Origin of the sequence: Photorhabdus sp. S10-54 (assembly GCF_963878145.1) — a bacterium.
In the GTDB taxonomy this organism is placed as follows: domain Bacteria; phylum Pseudomonadota; class Gammaproteobacteria; order Enterobacterales; family Enterobacteriaceae; genus Photorhabdus; species Photorhabdus kayaii.
In genome coordinates this window covers 1-601 of record NZ_CAWNXG010000173.1, presented here as the reverse complement: position 1 = coordinate 601, position 601 = coordinate 1, and the positions used below count along the sequence as shown (strand labels likewise).

Here is a 601-nt window from a genome sequence, read left to right as displayed (position 1 = left end):
GTCGGGAAACGTTGCAAGTTTTCCAGTCCCTGCTCAATGTCCCGTAAATCCAGCAATTTTCCTTCACGCGCGGGAAAGGGGGTTATCCGCTGGATATATTTCCCGCTGTCAGGGGTATAGCGGATATGCCGGATGTTGCCCGGTATCATCACTAGTTTTAGCGTTTGGGTATGCAGATCCTGACGAGGAACCAGAACCCGGCTGGTGACATAGCCGTGATTAATGAGCTGATCTTGCAATCGGGTCATCAGCCGGTTAATGCCCTGAGCGCCGAGGCAATGGTTTTCGCCCTGTTGAGCGACACGCCTGAACGGCAACCAGCGCGGGAAATTTTCAGTGCCTGCCAACACGACGCGGGTGATCGGAAAACACGGCGTTTCCAGCGGAAAGGCGGATGACACCGCCTGTTCGGGGACAGACAGGTGAACCTCCGCAGGGGGTGGCGTTAATTGCGCCTCCAGGGCTTGCTGACGTGCCTGTTGATGAATGAGTTGTTGTGCTGAGAGGTCGGCAGCCTGACTGCCTGAAACCACGCTATAAAAAACCGCAAACACTAAGATACTGCTTTTCATTGACTTTCTATTCCACAATGCCAGAGCGG

1 protein-coding gene is annotated in these 601 nt (G+C 54.1%); it reads right to left on the bottom strand.

The window, feature by feature from the left end:
• The coding region (locus tag AACQ83_RS24385; RefSeq protein WP_146748319.1) for a POTRA domain-containing protein at positions 1-572 on the bottom strand (572 nt) is incomplete at its 3' end.
• Between the last annotated feature and the right edge of the window lie 29 nt (positions 573-601).